We start from the raw sequence: 20,358 nt of genomic DNA, 5'->3' as shown, positions 1-20,358 counted from the left end.
CAGGCTGCAGAGGTGCTTGGCGGGGCGGGTGGGACTCGAATTCACCGCCGGTGGATTATGAGTCCGCCGCTACAAAGCAAGGGCAAGCCGCACTCGTTTGGTACGGCCCGGCTTCAGACCTACAGTCGGCGCCCTCGTCACGCAAGGAACGACAACCGCACCTGCCTACGAGGATCGTCCTTGTTCGTATCCGCCAACCTCCGTCAGGGCAACCCCGACCATGGCCGTCACGCGCTGGAGCGCACGACCAGCCGCGCAGGCAGGATCAGCGGCGTGGGGTCCTGGCCGTTGACGAGGGCGACGAGCATGCGCGCCATCTCCCGTCCCAGTGCCTGTATGGGCTGATGGACGGTGGTGAGCGGCGGATCGGCGATCCGGGCGACGGTCAGGTCGTCGAAGCCGACGACGGCGACATCGGCGGGGACGTGCCGGCCGGCCTCCCGCAAGGTGCGCAGGGCGCCCGCCGCCATGTTGTCGTTGGCGGCGAACACGGCTTCCACGTCAGGGTGGTTGGCCAGCAGCACGGCCGTGGCGGCGGCTCCGCCGAGCTCGGTGAAGTCGCCCTCCAGCGGAGGGATCGGATCGAGGCCGGCGCTCAGCATGGCGTCCCGGTAGCCGCGGTAGCGCGCCCGCCCGACCTCGGTGTCCAGCGGCCCGCAGATCGCGGCCACGCGCCTGCGGCCACGCGAAAGGAGGTACTCGGTCGCTTCGCGGGCTCCGCCGACGTTGTCGACGTCCACGTACCAACGGGGGGCCGATCCGACCGGGCGGCCGCCGAACACGACCGGCATGTGCGCCTCTTCGGCCTTGCGGGCCAGTGGATCGTCCTCGCGCAGCGCCATCAGCATGACCCCGTCCGCGCCTCTGGAGCGGAGGAGCTCCTCGACCCGTTTGCGCCCTCGGTCGGAAGCGGCCAGGCACAGCATCAGATGCAGATCGGCCTCCTCCAGGGCGTCCGCCGCACCCACGATGACCTGGGCGAAGAAGGGATCGGCGAAGATCGACGGGTCCTCTCCGGAGACCACCAGCGCGGCGGCTCCCGTCTGCCGGGTGGCCAGGGCGCGGGCGCTCGGATTGGGTACGTAGCCGAGGTGACGGACGGCGCGTTCGACCGCCTCACGCTTGGCGCGGCTGACGTGCGGAGCGTTGTTGAGGGCCCGGGAGGCCACGGAGCGGGAGACACCGGCGTGTTCGGCCACCTCGTCGAGCGTCGGCTGGCGACGCGGCGCATCTTCTGCCATGGGCCGTGAGTCTTCCACAGCCGGGCTGTTCTTCGGACGGGATCACTGGTAGCGCTCCCAATTGGTTGACTTCCTCGTCCCGCATCCCCGTGTGTATTTCTGGTTTCGCGCAGACTATTGACAGTTAAACCAGCCGACCACACGATTGGGACCGCTTCCAGTGGGAGCGCTCCCAAACGCCTCTCGTACCCCCCGTCCCTGCCCGGAAGTCGAGGTACTGCCATGCGCCGCAAGGTCCGCGCACTGGTGGCAGCACTCTGTGCCCTGCCGCTGGCGCTCACCCTCGCCCCGTCCGCCCACGCCGCGGACCCGACCACCCTGACCAACGGGTTCTATGTGGACCCCAACTCCACCCCGAAGCAGTGGGTGGCCGCCAACCCCGGCGACGGCCGCGCCTCCGCGATCAACGCCTCCATCGCCAACACCCCGATGGCCCGTTGGTTCGGCTCCTGGAGCGGCACCATCGGCACCGCTACGGGCGCCTACGTCGGGGCCGCAGACCAGCGCGACAAGCTGCCCATCCTCGTCGCCTACAACGTCTACCACCGCGACCACTGCGGCGGGCACTCCGGGGGCGGAGCCTCCTCGCCGTCCGCCTACGCCAGCTGGATCGCCCAGTTCGCGGGCGGCATCGCAAACCGCCCGGCCGTCGTCATCCTCGAACCGGACTCCCTCGGTGACTACGGCTGCATGACCCAGGCGCAGATCAACGAACGCCGCGCCATGCTTTCCGGCGCGATCGCGGAGTTCAACCGCCAGGCCCCCAACACCTGGGTCTACATGGACGCGGGCAACCCGGGCTGGGCCAACGCGGCGGCCATGGCCCAGCGCCTCCACGAAGCCGGCCTCCGCCAGGCCCGCGGCTTCTCGCTCAACGTCTCCAACTACTTCACCACCTCCGAGAACGCCGCCTACGGGAACGCCGTCAACCGCGAGCTCAGCGCGCGCTACGGCTACACCAAGCCGTTCGTCGTGGACACCAGCCGCAACGGCAACGGCTCCAACGGCCAGTGGTGCAACCCTTCGGGCCGCCGTATCGGCACCCCCTCCCAGCTGGGCGGAGGCGCCGAGATGCTGCTGTGGATCAAGACCCCGGGTGAGTCGGACGGCAACTGCGGCACCGGAGCGGGCTCCACGGCCGGGCAGTTCCTCCCCGAGACCGCCTACAAGATGATCTACGGCTTCTGATCCCCGAACTCCCGTGGCCCGGCACCGCCACGCCCCGCGACCGGGCCACGGGCAACCCTCGCCACACCGTCGAGGGGTTCCACCGCGCCCCGCCTCCCACCCGGGCGAACGGCAGTCGGCCGGGGCGGCGGGCGCGTGCTCACCCATCTCATCGATCAGGAAGCACTCATGACTCCAGCCACCCTACGGCGCCGCACGGCCGCCTGCGTCGCGGCCCTCGCCGCCTGCGCCGCTCTCACCGCGACGCAGGCGGAGGCGCAGCCGCAGGCCACCTCCACGCAGGACGCGGTCACCCCGGCCACCAAGTTCTACGTGGACCCGCACAGCAAGGCCGCGAAGCAGGCTGTCGTGGACTTCAAGAACGGCGACTTCGAGAACGCCACGAACATGGCCAAGATGGCGAGCTGGCCGCAGGCCGAGTGGTTCACCGAGGGCACGCCCGGTCAGGTGCGCGGCAAGGTGAGCAAGCTCGTCCACCGGGCCCGGGCCGTGGGCCGGACGCCCGTCCTGGTCGCCTACAACGTCCCGGGCCGGGACTGCACGCAGTACTCCAGCGGCGGCGCCGCGTCCTCCGCCGCCTACCGGAAGTGGATCGACGCCTTCGCCGCCGGCATCGGCAACAACAAGGCGGTGGTCGTCGTCGAACCCGACGGCACGGCCCTGCTGCCCAACGACTGCGGGCCCGACGTGGACCCGTCCGGCGAACTCACCGCCGAGCGGACCGCCGACCTCGCCTACGCCGTGAAGACCCTGAAGGCCAAGCCCCGCACCGCGGTCTACCTGGACGCGGGGAACGTGCAGTGGCGCCCGGTCGGCGACATGGCGCAGCGCCTGCTGGACTCCGGGGTCGAGCACGGCGACGGCTTCGCCCTGAACGTGTCCAACACCCACCCCACCGACCACAACGCCAAGTACGGCACCTGGATAGCGAAGTGCATGTGGTACGCCACCGAGGGGCCCGAGGACGCTCGCGGCCACGCCGAGCGGTGCGCAGGCCAGCACTACTCCCCCGCCGCCCCCAACGACGGCACTCCCGGCAACGCCGTCTCCTCCAACGACCCCGCCACCTGGCGGTGGACCGACCTCTGGTTCGACCAGAACGTGGGCTCCCCGTCCGCCGACCGGCTGCACCACTTCGTGATCGACACCAGTCGCAACGGCCTGGGCGCCTGGACCCCCGAGCCGGGCAAGTACACCGGTGACCCGGAGCCCTGGTGCAACGCGCCCGGCCGCGGCCTCGGTCCGCGTCCCACGGCCAACACGGGCGTCCCGCTCGTCGACGCCTACCTGTGGATCAAGATCCCCGGTGAGTCCGACGGCAGCTGCACACGCAACACCGGTGGCACGATCGATCCGGAGTACGGCATCGTCGACCCGCCCGCCGGTACCTGGTGGCCCGACCAGGCCCACACGCTGGCCCGCAACGCGGCACCCAGCCTGACGTTCAACCGCTGACCCTTCCGGGCCACCCCAACTCCACCCGCCGACCGCGGAGTTCGGTCACCGCTCGTCCCGCCGGTGCGCTCACACCGGCGGGGCGGGCGGAGGCGGCAGGGTCGACAGGTCCGGCGACGACTCGCCAGACCAGGAGCACGGGGCAGGGGGCGCGGTCGACGACGAAACGGCTGGCAGGCACGCGGCTGTGCGGCCCGAGGTGGGCGCGGTCACCGTCGCGGGCCAGACGACCACGTCCATGACGTCAGCCTCCTCCGATGACCGTCAGCGAGACCCACAGTTCCAGCACCGCTGCCCCCAGGATCGCCGACGCGTAGGTGAGGTTGGGGCCGATGGCCACCCCGAGCAGCGGCGAGCACGGCCCCGGGCCCGACAGGGCGGTCAGCGGCAGCAACACCAGCACGGCGGGGAGGGTGTTGAAGACGTTGGCGAGGACGGCGGCCAGTGCGGCGAGCGCGAGCAGTTCCAGCAGACCGGTGCCATCGGGGATCAGGTGCCTGTTCGGCCCCGGTCCCGGGAGTGCCTCGGGTGGCGGGGCAGGACGGGTCGCCGTACTGGAGACCGCGTCCGTTGGTGCCGACGAAGACGCGGCCGTAGGAGTCGCGGTCGCCGGTGATGACGCCGACGCCGCCGCGCCGGCGCTCCAGTGGCTGGTGCCGCCGTTGTCGGGGGTTTGGCGTCCTGGCTGCGCCAGATGCCATTGCCCGTGCCGTACAGCACGTGCCCGGAGTCGAAGAGGTCGATGACCAGGGCGGTCATCCAGTGCCCGATGTGGTCGCCGACGTAGTCAGGATCCCCCGCTTCGACTACACCCCGTCCGTACGGCTCCGTTTCGTCCTCAGCGGCGGCCAGCCGGGCTGGGAAGCCGCGAAGCGACGGGCAACGACCGAACGCGCAGAGGCAAACCGCGTCCGGTGGCGCCCGACACCTAGCAATCGTCGGCCCAGCCGATGGTCTGGCCGTGTTCAGGTCCGTACCCCGAAAGACTTCTCCGTCTCGAACATGCAAGGTACGGAGAATCATCGGCCGCACCCAGGACGATCTTGCTCAGCCCAGGAAGCTCAGTCGAATCTGACGGTTGACATTGTCTTTGTTGGTGTCCACGAGGCACACCGACTGCCACGTCCCGAGTTCCAGCCGCCCACCGAGCACGGGAAGGGTCGCGTGGGGCGGGACGAATGCCGGGAGGACGTGGTCGCGGCCGTGGCCGGGGCTGCCGTGGCGGTGCTGCCAGCGGTCGTCGGCTGGGAGGAGGGTGTGGAGGGCGGTCAGGAGGTCGTCGTCACTGCCGGCGCCCGTCTCGATGATTGCGACGCCGGCCGTCGCATGCGGCACGAACACGTTCAGAAGGCCGTCGCGGTCCGCGGCGACGTCCCGCAGGAAGGCCTCACAGTCGCGAGTGAGGTCCACGACCCGCTCCGAGGAGCCGGAGGCGATGTTCAGGACTCGGGTGGTGAAGGCGTCTGACATGTCCTCCATCCTCACCCATGCTCGTGAACTCACACGTCAGGCGGCGGCCGGGCGACTCACGGAGGTGGTCACGGAGGTGGTCACGGAGGCCGTCGCGGGGGAAGATCCGCGCCCCCGACACTGTTAGTAGAAACGTGAACAATATCGAGGTCGTCGAGTTCGTCGACGTGGTCGTCATAGGCGCTGGTCAGGCCGGACTGTCCAGCGCCTACCACCTGCGGCGCACCGGCTTCGAGCCGGACCGTGACTTCGTGGTGCTCGACCACTCCCCCGGTCCGGGCGGCGCCTGGCAGTTCCGGTGGCCGTCGCTGACGTACGGCAAGGTGCACGGAATGTACGCGCTGCCCGGCATGGAACTGACGGGCGCCGACCCCGGGCGGCCGTCGTCCGAGGTCATCGCCGAGTACTTCGACCGTTACGAGCGGGCCTTCGACCTGCGGGTACGGCGGCCGGTGGACGTGCGTGCCGTGCGGGAGGGGCAGGAGGGGCGACTGCTGGTGGAGAGCTCGGCCGGGACCTGGTCGACACGGACGCTGATCAACGCGACCGGCACCTGGGACCGGCCGTTCTGGCCGCGCTATCCGGGTCAGGAGACCTTTCGGGGGGAGCAGTTGCACACCGTCCGGTACCCCGGGCCCGAGCGGTTCGCGGGGCAGCGGGTCGTCGTGGTCGGCGGCGGCGCCTCCGGCACACAGCACCTGCTGGAGATCGCCCCCTACGCTGCCGCCACGACCTGGGTCACCAGGCGCCCACCCGTCTTCCGTGAGGGGCCCTTCGACGAGGGCGCGGGCCGGGCGGCGGTCGCGATGGTCGAGGAGCGGGTCCGGCAGGGACTGCCGCCGAAGAGCGTGGTCTCGGTCACCGGGCTGCCCCTCAACGACGCCGTACGACAAGGGCTGGCGGACGGGGTGCTGGACCGGCAGCCCATGTTCGAGCGGATCACCCCGACCGGGGTGCAGTGGAGCGACGGCCGGCACGTGGAGGCCGACGTCATCCTGTGGGCGACCGGGTTCCGGGCCGCCGTCGACCATCTGGCCCCGCTGCGGCTGCGTGAGCCGGGCGGTGGAATCCGGGTGGAGGGCACGCGCGCGGTCGCCGACCCCCGGGTGCACCTGGTCGGCTACGGCCCGTCAGCCAGCACGATCGGCGCCAACCGGGCCGGCCGCGCGGCCGTGCGGGACATCAGGCGGCTGCTGGCCGAGGAGCCGGTGGCGGCGTGAGCCGACCGACCTGGGGCGTCGACGTGTGGTGCCGACGAACGGCCCGGCTCCGCGTCGCGGGCGAACGGCCTTCGCCCTCGTCGGCCGTGCACAGCCTCCGCCCCCGCCCCCGCCCCCGCATGACGTCCCGTCGGCTCATTTCGTCGGCCGCGGGCTCGCCTTCTGCTGGGCGTTGAACTCGGCGACGTTGCGCTGGTGTTCGGCGTAGTCGGCGGTGAAGCGGGTGTCGCCGGGCTTGACGGTGACGAAGTACAGCCAGTCGCCCGGGACGGGGCTGATCGCGGCACGCATCGCGTCCTCGCCTGGATTGGCGATCGGCGTGGGCGGCAGCCCCATGCGCTGGTACGAGTTGTACGGGCTCTCGATCCGCGTGTCGGCCTCGGTCGTCCTGAGCGTGGAGCGGCCCAGCGCGTAGTTGATGGTCGAGTCCATCTGCAGCGGCATGCCGCGTTCGAGCCGGTTGAAGACGACCCGGGCCACCTTGCCCATGTCGGCCTTGTTTCCGGCCTCGGCCTGGACGATGCTCGCGATGGTGACCACCTGGTAGACGTTCATGGCGTTGCGCTGCGCACCGGCGGCGATCGGGGCACCGTTGAACTTCTTGTTCGCGGTGTCCACCATGGCCGACAGCAGGGAATCCGGAGTCGCTCTCTTGCCGTCCCGCTCAAGCGGGTACGTCGCCGGGAACAGGTAGCCCTCGGGGTTACCGTCCGCCTCGTTCGGCAGCTTGAGGTCGAGTTTCTCCAGGGACTTCTTCGTGCTGCCGGGCCGCAGGCTCAGCGCCTTGTCGACGGCGGCGTAGACCTGGCCGGCGCGCCAGCCCTCCGGGATCACCAGGGAGGTGGGCTTCGCGGCCTCTTCCTCGCCCGTGCTCAGCAGCGGCACCGCCACGGCGGTGCCGGCGACGACGGCGCCGGCGGCGATGAGAGCGACACGGCCCCGGCGTGTCAGTCGAATCGTTCTCCGTGACGGAGTGTTGAGGTACATGCCGGAACGGTAACCCCCAGATGGTTACAAATCCGGCATAACGTCACCCCGTCGGCTCCAGTTGGGCGTCCCGCCGGACCAGCCCCGCGTACCGCCCTCCCCGCTGCAGCAACTCCTCGTGCGTCCCGCGCTCGGCCACCCGACCGGCGTCGAGGACCACGATCTGGTCGGCGCCCCGAACGGTGGACAGGCGGTGCGCGATGGTCAGGGTGGTGCGGTTGGCGGACAGGGCCTCGATGGCTTCCTGGACGGCGTGTTCGGTGCGGGTGTCCAGGGCGCTGGTCGCCTCGTCGAGAATGAGGACGGGCGGATCGCGCAGGATCGTGCGGGCGATGGCGAGGCGCTGCTTCTCACCGCCGGAGAAGCGGTGTCCACGCTCGCCGACGACGGTGTCGTAGCCGTCGGGCAGAGCGGCGATGTGCTCGTGGATCTGGGCCGCCTCGGCAGCCGCCCGCAGTTCCGCGTCGGTGGCGTCCGGCTTGGCGAAGCGCAGGTTGTCGGCGACGGAGGCGTGGAAGAGGTACGTCTCCTGCGAGACGACGCCGACCGCGCGGGCGAGGGTGTCGAAGTCGAGGTCGCGCACGTCGACTCCGTCGAGGGTGACCCGGCCGCCCGTCACGTCGTACAGCCTGGGCACTAGGTGGCCGAGCGTGGACTTGCCGGCGCCGGTCGGGCCGACGATCGCGAGGCTGCCGCCCGCGGGCACGGCGAGGTCGATGCCGTCGAGGACGGCGCCCCGTTCGTCGTCGCGGCCGTCGTACCGGAACTCGACGTTCTCGAAGCGGATCTCACCCTTGACGGCGTCGAGGTGGACGGGCTTGTCCCGTTCGGTGATGTCGACGGGAAGGTCGAGGTACTCGAAGATGCGCTGGAAGAGCGCGAGCGAGGTCTGGATCTGAACGCCGGTGGACAGCAGGCTGACGGCCGGTCGGAACAGACCCTGCTGGAGCGAGACGAACGCGACGATCGTGCCGATCGAGACCTGGGGGCCGCCGAGTTGGAGGGCCAGGCCGGCGGTCCAGTAGATGAAGGCGGGCATGGCGGCCATGACGATGGTGATGACGGCCATGCGCCAGCGCCCGGCCATGTTCGATTTCACCTCAAGGTCGACCAGCCGCTCGGACTCGTCGGCGAAGGTCTGGGTCAGCGAGTCGGAGCGGCCCATCGTGCGGCCGAGCAGGATGCCGCTGACGGACAGCGACTCGGTGACGGTGGCGGCCATCGCGGCCATCTGCTTCTGCCGCTCCGTCGTGATCTTCTTGCGTTCGTTGCCGACGCGGCGGCTGATCCAGACGAAGACCGGCAGCAGGAGCAGCGAGACGACGGTCAGGCGCCAGTCGAGGGCGACCATCGCGACGATGGTGGCGACCACGCTGGTGGCGTTGGAGACCAGGGAGGTAGCGGTGGAGGTGACGGTGGCCTGCATGCCGCCGATGTCGTTGGCGATGCGGGACTGGACCTCGCCGGTGCGGGTGCGGGTGAAGAAGGCGAGCGACATGCGCTGGAGGCGGCCGTAGACGGCGGTGCGCAGATCGTGCATGACACGCTGGCCGACCGTCGTGGAGATCAGGGTCTGCAGGACACCGAACACGCTGGTGAGGACCGCGCTGAGGATCATGCCGAGGGCGAGCAGGCTGAGCAGGCCGGTGCGGCCCTCGGGGATCGCGACGTCGAGGATCGCCTTGAGCAGGAAGGGCGTGGCGACGCCGACCAGGGACGAGGCGCCGACGAGCAGGCCGACGACGGCCAGACGGCCACGATAGGGGCTGAAGAGGCGCAGGATGCGTCGCACCTGCCGGGGCTGCTCCGAGCTGCCGGCGGGTGGTTTCCACTGGGGTTCGCTGTCGGGGTGCATGGGCTCCTACGGGGGGTGCGGCGATGCGAACGTACGGACCTTAGCTCATTGTTACCTATACTCACAATGAACGGCATCCTGATATTGTTCCCGCATGACCAGCCCCGACCCCGACGGCCCGCTCGCCGAGCAACTCCTGCGCCTCACCCGCAGGGTGCACCGCATCCAGAAACGGCATCTCCAGGAGTGCGGCCTCGGGATCACCCCGGCTCAGTCCCGTCTGCTGCGCACTCTCGCGCACTACGACGCGCCGCCCCGGATGGCCGATCTCGCCGAACGTCTGGAAGTGGTCCCGCGTGCCGTGACGACGCTGGTCGACGGGCTGGAGGCGAGTGGCAAGGTACGTCGGGCGCCGGATCCGACGAACCGGCGGGTGATCCGTATCGAGCTCACCGACGACGGCCGCAAAGCGCTGCGCGAGTTGCACGGCGCACGCCGGTCGGCGGCGAAGGAGATCCTGGCCCCGCTGACGGACGGACAGCGAGCCGTACTGGGTGAGTTGCTGGACGCGCTGATCGACGGAACCGCCACGCGCGGATGCTGAGCTCACACATCCCCGCGACCATCCCCGCGGCCACCACTGCGTACTGCCGGAGTGGTGGCCGCGGGGCGTGCGGCTGAACGTCAACCGGCTTCGGGAGCCGCTTCCTTACCCGTCCGGACCGGTACGGCGACAGCGTCTTCGGCCCCGGGCCGCAGCACCGCGTCCTTACCGGACTCCGCCACCGCGTCCTTCCCGGACTCGGCCACCGCGCCCGTCCCTGACTCCGCCACCGCGACCGCCCCGGATTCCTCCGCCGGCTCCTCGTCCTCCAGTTGGACCACGATCTCGCCGTCCAGGACCTTCTTCGCCCGTTCCTTGTCCAGCGCACCCTCCCAGCGGGAGACCGCGAAGACGGCGACACAGTTGCCGAGCAGGTTGGTGACGACGCGCATCGAGTCCATGATGCGATCCACGCCCAGAAGCAGGGCCACGGCTCCCGCAGGTATGGCACCCAGCGAGGACGCGGTCGCCGACAGCGCGAGGAACGCCGAGCCGGGGATGCCCGCCATGCCCTTGCTGGTCAGCATCAGCACCAGGATCACGGTCACCTGCTGGCCGAAGCTGAGGTCGACGCCGACGGCCTGGGCGATGAACAGCGTGCCGATGGACAGATAGAGCGAGGCGCCGTCGAGGTTGAAGGAGTAGCCCGTCGGCAGCACCAGCCCGACGGCGTCGTCGCGGGCGCCGGCCCTGCGCAGCTTCTGCATCACCCGCGGCAGCACCGACTCGGTGGACGCGGTGCCGAGCGCGAGCAGCATCTCCTCACGGATGTAGCGCAGGAACTTCCACAGACTGAGCCCGGTGACCACCTTCAGGGCGACCGCGAGGAGCACGATGAAGAGGGCCGCGGCGAGGTAGCACAACACGATCAGCTTGCCGTACGTCTCGATCACACCGAGGCCGTAGTTGCCGATCAGGACGGCCATCGCGCCGAACACCGCGATCGGGGCCAGTCGCATGACGAACCCGACGATCGCGAAGATGACCTCCTGGGCCTGCTCGACGGCGGGCAGCACCTGCGGCACCTTGGTGTGGCCGAGGTGCAGGAGCGCGGCCCCCACCAGGCAGGCCAGGACCAGGACTTGGAGCAGTGAGTTCTCGGCGAAGGCCCCGATGAACGAGGTGGGTATCGCGTTCAGGGCGAACTCGGTCGTCGAAGGTAGGTGGCCACCGTCCGTCTTGGCGTCGACCGCCGAGGCGTCCAGCGTCGACGGATCGACGTTCATCCCCGACCCGGGCTGCACCACGTTGGCGGCGAGGAGCCCGATGACCAGCGCGAGCGTACTCGCGATCTCGAACCAGATCAGGGCCTTCAACCCGATCCGGCCGAACGCCTTCAGGTCACCTGCCTTGGCGATGCCGACGACGACCAGACAGAACACGAGCGGCGAGATGATCGTCTTGATGAGCCGGATGAAACCGTCGCCGAGCGGCTGAAGATCCGCGGCGAAGCCGGGCCACAGCTTCCCGACGACGATTCCGAGCACGAGTGCGCAGCCGACCTGCGCGAAGAGAGAGGTACGCAGCATGCGTGCGACGCGTCGTGGCAGGGACGGTACGGACGGCGGCACGGGCACTCCTTGGGACGACGGCACACAGAAGTCACCAGGGGACGAGGGGACTTCTGGCATACGGAAAGCGCATTCCGTGCCGATCACTGTGCGGGTGATGTTGCTCCCGCACAAGGCCCCCGTGTTGCATCCGTGTAAATCACGCCCTGAGTGACGCATCGCACACAACGCGGCTCAGCAGCGGTCGCGTTGCTCGGTGAGCACCCCTTGAACGCTGGTCAGTGAGCGGTCGTAGCAGCCGCGCGAGCCGTACAGCCGGAAGCGCTCGCTCGTCGTGCCGACCGCGTGCCGCTGGTCACGCGGCACGTTCAGCGTCCAGGACGCGTCACCCTCGACGGTGTCGTGGAGCCGCGACCACGCGGTCCGTCGCCCGCTCTTGACCGTGACGACGGTGGCACGGTCACCGAGGGTCAGCACGGTCCGCAGCCGGTCGGCCGCGCCGATCGCGACGGAGCCGTCCATGGTGTACGTCCGCTGTGTGCGTGTGGTGCGGGCCGATCCGCGTCCGTCGACGGTGACCGACTCGTCGTCCGTCCATGTGGCGTCGAGCGCGTCGGGGTTCTCACCCTCGGCCCAGCGGTGGACGGAGGTGTTGCCGAGAGTCCGCCGCACGGTCGTCGCCACCCGGCCGTGCGAGGTGTCGACGTAGCCCGAGACGGTCAGCCGGTGACCGCCCCGGGTGTCCACCCGATGCTCCGGACCCGGTGTGTACGTCGAGGAGTTGGCGAGGTCGCCGGCCCGGTGCGCGGTGAGCCCGCCGGTGACGCGCGCGCTCTCGGAGTCCTGCCACACGAGTACGTTCACCGGCGCGCTCCAGCCGCTCTGCCCCTCGGGGACACCGACGACCTGGACGTCGACGCGGTGCGGGCGGCCGTCGTTGAGCAGTCCCGCGAACGGCGTCAGGTCGTATTCGAGCGGCTTCACGTCGAAGGCGCGCGGTCCCGGAATGACGTACCAGAGGAAGGGGTTGGACCAGCCGCCCGTCCACACGTGCGGGAAGGGCGCGGCGATTCCGGCCAGTCGGCCGTCGACCTTGATCTGCACCTCCCGGTAGGGACCGCCGGCCGCCTTGCAGGAGTAGGGCGCCGGGTCGGGCACCGACAGGTACCAGAACTCCTCGCAGCCGCCGGATCCGGTGGCGTACACCTCGGCGACGATGCGTTCGCTGTTGCGCGGAGTGATCAGGGTCGTGCCGCCCTGGAGCGTCAGGACCCGGTCGGGCGGCGCGGCCGGGTTCGTGGCGGGTTTCGTGACGGGTTTCGTGACGGGTTTCGTGGCGGATTTCGCGGCGGGGCCGCCGGCGTGGAACGTCAGCGTGACCTTGACGTCGATGACGCCGGTGTAGGTGTCGTCGACGACGTTCCCGATGAGCATCTCCACGTCCTGGTCACGGCGGAGAGTGTCGCTGTAGCGCGTGACGTCCTTCTCCACCGACCACTCGATGCCGTCCGGTGACGGCTCGGGGGTCGACGTACGGAAGATCTCGACACCGCCGACCCGCAGATGTCCGAGCCGGTCGAACTGGCGCCCCTTGACCTTGCCGTCCATCCGCAGCACCACCTTGCTCCAGCGGTCACCGCACCCCGCTGGTGGGGTGTACGTCCCCTTGTACGGGGTGAAGTCACGGAACTGCGCCTCGGCGAGGGTCACTTGGCAGAACGTTCCGGAGGGCTTGGGAACGGGAGGGGCCGCGGTCACGGGGTCGTGCCAGTCGGTACCGAACTCGGCGGGGACGTCGAGGGATCGAGGCCCGGCCACGGGTTGCGTCGAGCCGGCGGTTCGCCCGGCCAGGGCGGGCTGCGACGCGGGGGCGGGTTGCCCAGCGGGGGCGGGTTGCCCAGCGGGGGCGGGTTGCCCAGCGGGGGCGGGTTGCCCAGCGGGGGCGGGTTGCCTCGCGGTGGCGGGGCTCGCTCCGAGGAGGCTGCTCGCCAGGAGGGTCGCTCCCGCGAGCATGGACATGACCATCCGTTTCTTCATGGGCGGTGTTCTACGGTGAGACGGGCGCCGCCCGCAACGAGGTCTCTCTCGCCAGAACTACCGAGCCAGTTCCGCCCTGTCGCCCATCACCATGACCGGACGCCGTTCGGGATCGAGTGTCCGCAGCAGGTACTCCATCGCCGATTCGGACAGGCTCACGCAGGCCGACGTACCGCTGCCGTGGTCCAGGTGCAGCCAGATCCCGCCACCCTTGGCTCGGCCCTCGGGACGGGTGGGATCGTTGGGCGGCGTGCCCCTGACGCGGTTGTAGTCGATGGCGATGACGTGGTCGAAGTCGTGCCAGTGCGACTTCGACCACCAGCGCGGCGCCGCGAAGGCCGTCGACCGGGTGTACGGCAGCCTGGAGCCCGGGTCCCTCAGTACGCCGCCCGCGTCGCTCAGTGTGAACACGCCGACGGGGCTGCGGTTGTCGCCCTCGCGGTGGTCGGTGGTCCAGCCCTTCTTGCCGTTGTGCGCGGGCCAGGCGCGCACGCGCTCCCAGGTGGTGCCGTGCCTGGTGTAGAGCACCACCGTGGAGCGCGGGGAGTCCACGCCGTCGCCGTAGACCGCCACGACCTGCCGGGATTCCTCGGGGATGCGCCGCTGCCAGCGGTCGGACAGGCCAGGGACACGGGTCGGGTCGGCGGTGGCGGACGGGCTCGTACGCGCGGCGCTGCCGGCGTTCGCGCCGCCGCCCGGCCCGGCACCACCTCGCGGCCCGGAGGCGTCGCAGGCGGTCATGGTCGTCAGGGCCGCCGAAGCCGACAGGATCACCAGGACCGTCAGGGCGGTCGCGCGGGCCGCTGTCGTGACCGTGACTCGCCGTGTTCCGCGGTTGCGCATCGCTCCATGGTCGCACCGCGCGACGACCCGTCGCGGGAGCGACAGGGGGGCCGCAGCGGGACGGCCGGGACCGGCAGCCGGAACCGTGCGATGGCGCGGAAAACCGTTTGCGTCCGACCACGCTACGACGCGAACCTGTCACGGTTTGCTGCCGCCGCACACCGTCGTCGCGCGCATCGGTGTCCGACCGACTCCCCTTCCCCGAGCCCCTCCCTCTCCTCAACTGACACGAGCCACTGGGACGTCATGCAGATCCAAGACCTTCCGTATCCCGACCCGGGCGTGCCGGACGCGCGTTCGGGCCCCCGATTCCTGTGGTGGCTCTTCCGGAACCAGCTGGGCGGACAGGTGAAGTCCCTGGCCTGGGGGCTGCTGCACTTCCTGTCCGTCTCCGCGCTGCCCTTCTGTGTCGGCGTCGCCGTACAGGCGGTGGTCGACCGTTCCGGTGAGCGACTCGCCCTCGCGGGCGGCCTGTTGGCGCTGTGCTGCGCCGGGAACGCGATCGGTGAGACCTTCCTGCACCGCACGGCCGTGACCAACTGGATCACCGCGGCCGCCCGTGTCCAGCAGGTGCTGGCCCGCAAGACCGCGTACCTGGGGTCGGCACTGACCCGCCGCGTCGCGGCAGGCGAGGTCGTGGCCGTCTCCACGGGCGACGTCGAGAAGATCGGCTGGTTCGTCGAGGCCTGGTCCCGGTTCACGGCTGCGGCCGTGACTCTGGTGCTGGTCACGGTCGGCCTGGTCGTCTACCAGCCGACGCTCGGCATCGTCGTCGCCGTGGGCCTGCCCGTGCTGGCGATCGCCGTGCTGCCGCTGCTGCCCCGGGCGACCAAGCGGGCCGACTTCCAGCGCGAGAAGGCCGGCCGCGCCACCGAACTGGCCTCCGACACCGTCGCCGGCCTGCGGGTCCTGCGCGGCATCGGTGGCGAGGAACTCTTCCTCGACCGCTATCGCAGCGCCTCCCAGGAGGTACGCCACGCGGCCGTGCGCAGCGCCCGGATGTGGTCGCTGATCTCCGCGATCCAGGTGCTGATGCCGGGGCTGCTGCTCATCGCGGTGGTCTGGTACGGCGTCCACCTGGCCCGGCAGGGCCGGGTGACGGTCGGCGAACTGGTCACCGTCTACAGCTCGATCATGATCCTCACGTATCCGCTCAGGCACTTCGAAGAGATCGCGATGGCCTACTCCTTCTCGCGGCCCTCGGCCCGGCGGGCCGCGCGGGTGCTGTCCCTGGAGCGGCCCACCGACACCGACGGGTCGCGTGACGGATCCGACCTGCCCTCCGGAGACCTGTACGACCCGGCCACCGGTCTGCTCGCCCCCGCCGGCCGGTTCACCGCCGTGGTGTGCGGTGACCCCGACGCGGCCGGCCGGCTGGCCGAACGGCTCGGCGGACACGCCTCGCAGGAGGGCACGTCGGTGCTGCTGGGCGGTGTCCCGCTCGACGAGTTGCCGCTCGGCCGCGCCCGTGCCGCCGTCCTCGTGCAGGACAAGGACCCGGTGCTGCTCTCCGGCACGCTGCGCGAGCTGCTCGACGTCCCCCGGTCGGGTGACGTGGGCGCCGAAGAGGCGCTGGAGGCCGCGCAGTGCGAGGACGTCCTGGCCGCGCTGGCGCAGGGGTCCCTCGACGCCGCCGACCCGATGGACGCGCGCATCACCGAACGCGGCCGGTCCCTGTCCGGCGGCCAGCGCCAGCGCCTCGCGCTCGCCCGGTCGCTGATCACCGATCCGCAGGTGCTCGTGCTGGACGAGCCGACCTCCGCCGTCGACTCGCACACGGAGGCACGGATCGCCCGGGGCCTGCGAAACCTGCGATCCGGGCGTACGACCGTGGTGTTCACCTCCTCGCCGCTGCTCCTGGACCGCGCCGACCGGGTCGTGCTCGTCCACGAGGGCGCGGTCGCGGCGGTCGGAGTACACCGCGAACTGGTGCACGGCGAACCGCGGTACAGGGCCGTGGTGACGCGGGAGACCGAGGAGGAGACCGCCCTGGACGAGGGCTCGAGCGGGCGCTCGGACACCGCCCTGGGCGCCGGCTCGGTCGAGCGGTTCGCCGACGACGATGTACTGAAGGAACTGGAAGAGATCGAGGAGTCAGCATGATCGGCGTGGCGCCACCGGCGTACGACCCGGCGGCACCGACGACGGCGAACACCCTGCCGGTCGGCTCGCCCGCCACCGTACGCGCCTACGTGATCGAGTTGTTCCGCCGGCACCGCCGTGCCTTCCTGCTGCTGATCACCGTCAACACGGTCGCCGTGGTGGCCTCGATGGCGGGGCCCTGGCTGCTGGGCGGACTGGTGGAGCGGGTGTCGGACAGCGACGGTCCCGGCATCGCCGGCCGCAACCTCCATCTGGAGCTCACCGTCGGGCTGTTCGTGGCCGCTCTCCTCGTCCAGGCCGTGTTCGTACGGCAGGTGCGGCTGCGCGGCGCGATGCTCGGCGAGCGGATGCTGGCCGATCTGCGCGAGGACTTCCTCGTCCGGTCGGTCGGGCTGCCGCCCGGTGTCCTGGAGCGGGCCGGGACGGGCGACCTGCTGTCCCGGATCACGACGGACATCGACCGGCTGGCCAACGCGATGCGCGAGGCGGTGCCCCAGCTGGCGATCGGCGTGGTGTGGGTGGTCCTGCTGCTGGGCGGGCTCGTCATGACCGCGCCCCCGCTGGCCGCTGCCGTGCTGCTCGCCGTGCCCCTGCTGGTGATCGGCTGCCGCTGGTACTTCAGACGGGCGCCGTCCGCCTACCGCTCGGAGGCCGCCGGGTACGCCTCCGTGGCCGCCGCGCTCGCCGAGACCGTGGACGCGGGGCGCACCGTCGAGGCGCACCGCCTCGGTGAGCGCAGGGTGGAGCTGTCGGAGCGGCGGATCAAGGAATGGACGGCCTGGGAGCGCTACACGCTCTGGCTGCGCTCGGTGCTCTTCCCGTTCGTCAACGTCACCCACGTGATGATCCTCGCCTCGGTCCTGATGGTCGGCGGTGTCTTCGTCCTCCAGGGCTGGATCGGGGTCGGTCAGCTGACGACGGGCGCGCTGATCGCGCAGATGCTGGTGGATCCCGTCGGGCTCATCCTGCGCTGGTACGACGAGCTGCAGGTGGCCCACGTGTCGCTGGCCCGGCTGGTCGGGGTCCGGGACATCGAGCCGGAGGAGGGGGACGATCGGGTCACGCCCGACGGGCACGACGTGCACGCCGACCGGGTACGTTTCGGCTACCTGGAGGGCGTGGACGTGCTGCGCAAGGTCTCCTTGCAGGTAGCGCCCGGCACCCGGCTGGCGCTGGTCGGCCCGTCGGGAGCGGGCAAGTCCACGCTGGGCCGGCTGCTCGCGGGCATCTACGCACCGCGCGAGGGCCGGATCACCCTCGGCGGCGCGGAACTCTCCCGGATGACCGCCGAGCGGGTCCGCGCGCACGTGGCCCTCGTCAACCAGGAGCATCACGTGTTCGTGGGCTCCCTGCGCGACAACCTGCTCCTCGCCCGCACCGACGCGACCGACGCCGAGCTGTGGGCGGCGCTGGGCGCGGTCGACGCGGACACGTGGGCCCGCGGGCTCGACGAGGGTCTGGCCACCGAGGTCGGCTCGGGCGGGTTCGCGCTCACTCCGGCGCAGGCCCAGCAGATCGCGCTGGCCCGCCTGGTGCTGGCCGACCCGCACACGCTGGTACTGGACGAGGCGACCTCGCTCCTCGACCCCCGTGCCGCCCGCCACCTGGAACGGTCCCTCGCCCGCGTCCTGGACGGCCGCACGGTGGTCGCCATCGCCCACCGCCTCCACACCGCCCACGACGCCGACGTCATCGCCGTCGTGGAGAACGGGCGCATCAGCGAGATCGGCAGCCACGACGACCTGGTCAGGGCCGACGGAGCGTACGCGGCGCTGTGGCGGTCGTGGCACGGGTGAGTGAGGGGGGCGGCTCGGCCGGGGGCAGCGAGCGGGTCCGCGGCGGGTGCGGGCCCCGGTGAGGGCGGTGTCACCGGGACGAAGCGCTGCCCTTTCCCCGAGGTGAGCCCTGCCGTCCCGCGGGTGCGGACCCGTGCCGTTGCGCCGGAGCGAAGAGGGGTGGAAGGCTGGATAGCGGCACCGGTTCGGGGAGCACCCGGGAAGCGCGCGATCAGCGCCGGGTGCGGCCTGTGCCCCCGCACCGCGGCGGTCCGCTGCCGACCACGGTGAGATCGGGCCCGTCCCCAGCACCTGGAGGTACCCGTGAACAGCGCCGACGGATGGGGGGACGACGTCTACCAGCCCGACGCAGACGATCAACGTGAGGACACGGGTCTGCTCGACGCGGAGGACACCCTGGACAACGACGGCGTCGACGACCCCCTGGACCGTGGCTGGTCCCCTCCGGAACGGCCGTGGGCGGTCGAGCGCACCGGTGTGACGGCCGCGGAGCGTCACCAGGGCGAGACCCTCGACCAGCGACTCGCCGAGGAACTGCCCGATCCGGTTCCTCCCGACGGTGACGGCCTCGGCGATACCGAGGGCACGGACGGGGAACTTCTCGACAACGAGGTCGGGGCCATGCGCTCCGGCCGGCTGGTCGCGCCCGACGAAGGGGCTCACGAGGACGAGGAGAGCGCGCTCGTCGCGACGGACGTGGGCATCGACGGCGCGGCCGCGTCCGCGGAGGAGGCCGCCGTGCACATCGTCGACGAGGACGCGCTGTACGGCTGACCGCGCGGCCCGGTGCGGCGCGGCACGTGGTCCTTCGGCTCCGCGCCCACGGCGACCGACGACGCCGCCACAGGAGGAGTTCGCATGCAGCAGGACAAGCACCCCGACTACCGTCCGGTCGTCTTCCGCGACCGTGCCGCCGGCTACGCCTTCCTCACCCGGTCCACCGCGACCAGCGACCGGACGATCGAGTGGGACGACGGCGAGACCTACCCCGTCGTGGACGTCGAGATCTCCGCGGAGAGCCACCCCTTCTACACCGGCAAGGCGCGAACGGTGGACTCCGAGGGCCGCGTCGCCGCCTTCGAGCGTCGCTACGGCGGCGGAGCGGGACAAGGCGGCTGATCCGGAGGGCGGCACCACCGGCATCGGCGCTTCCCGCACGGGCCCCGAGCCGATCCGTCCGGCCCTGACCGGGCCCCGACGCTCCCTCCCGCTCAGATGACGTTGAGCGCCGCCGCGCAGCCCACTCCGCCGAGCACCATGAACACCGGCATCAGCACCTTGAGCTCGACCCAGCTGCCCGCCCGGAACCGCATGGCCTTGGGCGGCCCCAGCGGATACCAGCGCTTGCGGCCCACGGGGATCGGCCACAGGATCGGGCAGCCGGACACCGTCAGCGCGTCGCCGATGTCGTGCACCAGCGCCCCCAGCACGATCGGCAGCCCCAGCCACAGGTACTCCTGGCCCGGTGCCGTGAACAGCCAGTCCGAGCCGTTGCCCGGCTTGTCCAGGACGCCGGCGAGGATCCACGCGCTGGTCGCGGCCAGGAGCCACACCAGGACATCGGCACTGGCGCCTCGGGTCGCGCGCCACAGCAGGCCCTCGATGGCCAGCACCAGGTGCGCGAAGAGGATCGCAAGCACCGCCCAGCGTCCGCCGGTGATCGCCAGCACGGAGGCGCCCGCGCCGATCAGCACGGCCCACAACCAGGTGTGCGTGAGGGTGCGGTGCCCGCCCGAGCGGCGCGGGTCGCCCTGCTTCTTGGTCGCCTTGTAGACGGCGTAGGACAGCTTGTCCACGATCTCGCACAGCCAGCGCGACAGCGGCCCGAACGCCCGCGAGATGGTGGCCGCCTTGTGATCGAGGTCCGGGGCGAGGGCCGCACCGGCACAGATCAGCGCACCCGAAAGCAGGACAGGCCAGGGCATTCCATGACCGGCGGCCGTGGCGGCCGCTCCGACACCGAGCCAGGCGGCGGCGCCCGAGAGTGAGTGTGCTGGTCCCATCATCGCCGTTGCCCGCCCCATTCCTCGTGTACCGCTGTCCAGTTGACCTGGTTCGTCGACCTGTCGTCGGCGACACAGCGTAGCGTTCGCGATCTTCGGTCCCGC

16 protein-coding genes and 1 pseudogene are annotated in these 20,358 nt (G+C 71.0%); 8 read left to right on the top strand and 9 right to left on the bottom strand.

Annotation, left to right across the window (positions count from 1 at the left end):
• Positions 1–227: 227 nt before the first annotated feature.
• Positions 228–1,241 (bottom strand): LacI family DNA-binding transcriptional regulator, encoded by a 1,014-nt coding sequence (locus tag ACFYNL_RS01465; RefSeq protein ID WP_388794650.1) that lies wholly within the window; start codon positions 1,239–1,241, stop codon positions 228–230.
• A 222-nt stretch (positions 1,242–1,463) separates the two neighbouring features.
• Between ACFYNL_RS01465 and ACFYNL_RS01460 the strand changes: the two genes are divergently transcribed.
• Complete coding sequence (locus ACFYNL_RS01460) at positions 1,464–2,429, top strand: glycoside hydrolase family 6 protein (protein ID WP_388794647.1); 966 nt, start codon at positions 1,464–1,466, stop codon at positions 2,427–2,429.
• A gap of 168 nt (positions 2,430–2,597) precedes the next feature.
• A complete protein-coding gene (locus tag ACFYNL_RS01455; RefSeq protein ID WP_388794644.1) occupies positions 2,598–3,884 on the top strand; it encodes a glycoside hydrolase family 6 protein in 1,287 nt (428 codons plus the stop codon).
• A 244-nt stretch (positions 3,885–4,128) separates the two neighbouring features.
• On the opposite strand, the pseudogene ACFYNL_RS01450 reads toward ACFYNL_RS01455, so the two are convergent.
• Positions 4,129–4,377 (bottom strand): annotated as a pseudogene (locus ACFYNL_RS01450) (arsenic transporter); the annotation flags it as partial.
• Positions 4,378–4,931: 554 nt separating this feature from the next.
• Positions 4,932–5,354, bottom strand: a complete 423-nt coding sequence (locus tag ACFYNL_RS01445) for a YjbQ family protein (RefSeq protein WP_388794641.1) — start codon at positions 5,352–5,354, stop codon at positions 4,932–4,934.
• A 134-nt stretch (positions 5,355–5,488) separates the two neighbouring features.
• Here ACFYNL_RS01445 and ACFYNL_RS01440 point away from each other — a divergent pair, with 134 nt between their 5' ends.
• Positions 5,489–6,574: an NAD(P)-binding domain-containing protein gene (locus ACFYNL_RS01440; RefSeq protein ID WP_388794638.1), complete on the top strand. Its 1,086-nt coding sequence runs from the start codon at positions 5,489–5,491 to the stop codon at positions 6,572–6,574.
• A 135-nt stretch (positions 6,575–6,709) separates the two neighbouring features.
• Here the strand turns inward: ACFYNL_RS01440 and mltG are convergent, their stop codons facing one another.
• Entirely contained in the window at positions 6,710–7,561 is an 852-nt protein-coding gene (mltG, locus tag ACFYNL_RS01435) for an endolytic transglycosylase MltG (RefSeq protein WP_388794635.1), read from the bottom strand.
• Positions 7,562–7,604: 43 nt separating this feature from the next.
• On the bottom strand, positions 7,605–9,416 hold the full coding sequence (locus tag ACFYNL_RS01430; protein ID WP_388794632.1) for an ABC transporter ATP-binding protein: 1,812 nt from the start codon (positions 9,414–9,416) through the stop codon (positions 7,605–7,607).
• A 94-nt stretch (positions 9,417–9,510) separates the two neighbouring features.
• Between ACFYNL_RS01430 and ACFYNL_RS01425 the strand changes: the two genes are divergently transcribed.
• Positions 9,511–9,960, top strand: coding sequence for a MarR family winged helix-turn-helix transcriptional regulator (locus tag ACFYNL_RS01425; RefSeq protein ID WP_388794629.1), 450 nt, complete (start codon positions 9,511–9,513; stop codon positions 9,958–9,960).
• An 80-nt stretch (positions 9,961–10,040) separates the two neighbouring features.
• Here the strand turns inward: ACFYNL_RS01425 and ACFYNL_RS01420 are convergent, their stop codons facing one another.
• The 3 genes from ACFYNL_RS01420 to ACFYNL_RS01410 all read right to left on the bottom strand — a co-directional run bounded on the left by ACFYNL_RS01420 (position 10,041) and on the right by ACFYNL_RS01410 (position 14,351).
• Positions 10,041–11,531 (bottom strand): cation:dicarboxylate symporter family transporter, encoded by a 1,491-nt coding sequence (locus ACFYNL_RS01420; RefSeq protein WP_388794626.1) that lies wholly within the window; start codon positions 11,529–11,531, stop codon positions 10,041–10,043.
• Positions 11,532–11,705: 174 nt separating this feature from the next.
• The gene (locus ACFYNL_RS01415; protein WP_388794623.1) at positions 11,706–13,508 is read right to left on the bottom strand and encodes a peptide-N4-asparagine amidase; all 1,803 of its coding nucleotides are present in this window, start codon (positions 13,506–13,508) and stop codon (positions 11,706–11,708) included.
• Positions 13,509–13,565: 57 nt separating this feature from the next.
• Complete coding sequence (locus ACFYNL_RS01410) at positions 13,566–14,351, bottom strand: L,D-transpeptidase family protein (RefSeq protein WP_388794620.1); 786 nt, start codon at positions 14,349–14,351, stop codon at positions 13,566–13,568.
• Between the two features lie 246 nt (positions 14,352–14,597).
• On the opposite strand from ACFYNL_RS01410, the gene ACFYNL_RS01405 reads away from it, so the two are divergent.
• The 4 genes from ACFYNL_RS01405 to ACFYNL_RS01390 all read left to right on the top strand — a co-directional run bounded on the left by ACFYNL_RS01405 (position 14,598) and on the right by ACFYNL_RS01390 (position 19,369).
• A complete protein-coding gene (locus tag ACFYNL_RS01405) occupies positions 14,598–16,454 on the top strand; it encodes an ABC transporter transmembrane domain-containing protein (protein ID WP_388794617.1) in 1,857 nt (618 codons plus the stop codon).
• On the top strand, positions 16,451–18,250 hold the full coding sequence (locus ACFYNL_RS01400; protein ID WP_388794614.1) for an ABC transporter ATP-binding protein: 1,800 nt from the start codon (positions 16,451–16,453) through the stop codon (positions 18,248–18,250). The genes ACFYNL_RS01405 and ACFYNL_RS01400 overlap by 4 nt, the downstream gene beginning before the upstream one ends.
• Before the next feature lie 303 nt (positions 18,251–18,553).
• Positions 18,554–19,024, top strand: a complete 471-nt coding sequence (locus ACFYNL_RS01395) for a DUF5709 domain-containing protein (protein ID WP_388794611.1) — start codon at positions 18,554–18,556, stop codon at positions 19,022–19,024.
• A gap of 84 nt (positions 19,025–19,108) precedes the next feature.
• Positions 19,109–19,369, top strand: a complete 261-nt coding sequence (locus ACFYNL_RS01390; protein ID WP_388794608.1) for a type B 50S ribosomal protein L31 — start codon at positions 19,109–19,111, stop codon at positions 19,367–19,369.
• 92 nt (positions 19,370–19,461) lie between these two features.
• Here ACFYNL_RS01390 and ACFYNL_RS01385 read toward each other — a convergent pair whose 3' ends face one another.
• The gene (locus tag ACFYNL_RS01385; RefSeq protein WP_388794605.1) at positions 19,462–20,256 is read right to left on the bottom strand and encodes a metal-dependent hydrolase; all 795 of its coding nucleotides are present in this window, start codon (positions 20,254–20,256) and stop codon (positions 19,462–19,464) included.
• Positions 20,257–20,358 lie beyond the last annotated feature (102 nt).

Source organism: Streptomyces sp. NPDC007808, assembly GCF_042868655.1.
In the GTDB taxonomy this organism is placed as follows: domain Bacteria; phylum Actinomycetota; class Actinomycetes; order Streptomycetales; family Streptomycetaceae; genus Streptomyces.
This window is presented reverse-complemented; position numbering and strand designations above follow the sequence as displayed.